The sequence below is a fragment of the Pseudoxanthomonas kalamensis DSM 18571 genome (assembly GCF_010211745.1).
GTDB lineage: Bacteria > Pseudomonadota > Gammaproteobacteria > Xanthomonadales > Xanthomonadaceae > Pseudoxanthomonas_A > Pseudoxanthomonas_A kalamensis.
Window position 1 is genome coordinate 1 of sequence record NZ_PDWQ01000080.1, and the last position, 610, is coordinate 610.

General features: G+C 65.7%; 1 protein-coding gene. It reads left to right on the top strand.

Annotated features, from left to right (window positions below; translation table 11 throughout):
• A partial coding sequence (locus CSC70_RS14095) for an enolase C-terminal domain-like protein (protein ID WP_281349627.1) occupies window positions 1–610 on the top strand: 610 nt, incomplete at both ends.

The following is a 610-nucleotide window of genomic DNA, read 5'->3' on the forward strand; positions in this document are numbered from 1 at the left end:
CCGCTGTATCAGCTGCTCGGTGGGCGCTCACGCGAAGGTGCGCTGGTGTACGGGCATGCCAACGGGCGCGATATCGCCGAAACCAGCGACGAAGTGGGCCGTTTCCGCGAGATGGGCTTTATCGCCATTCGCGCGCAATGCGGCGTGCCCGGCATCAAGAAGACCTACGGCATTTCTGTCGGCGGCAAGCCGTACGAACCGGCCGAAAGCGAGCTGCCCACCGAAACCGTATGGTCCACGCCGCGCTACCTCGGCGTCGTGCCGCGCCTGTTCGAGCAACTGCGCGCCGACCATGGCGACGAGATCGAGCTGCTGCACGATGCGCACCACCGGCTCACCCCGATCGAAGCCGCACGCCTGGGCCGCGATCTGGAACCGTACCGGCTGTTCTGGCTGGAAGATGCCACCCCGGCGGAAAACCAGCGTGCGTTCGAGATCATTCGCCAGCACACGGTGACGCCGCTGGCGGGGGGCGAGGTGTTCAATTCGATCTGGGACTGCAAGCACCTGATCGAGCAGCAGCTGATCGACTACATCCGCACCACGATCGTCCACGCCGGCGGTCTCACCCATGTGCGCCGGCTGGCCGATTTCGCCGCGCTGCATCAGG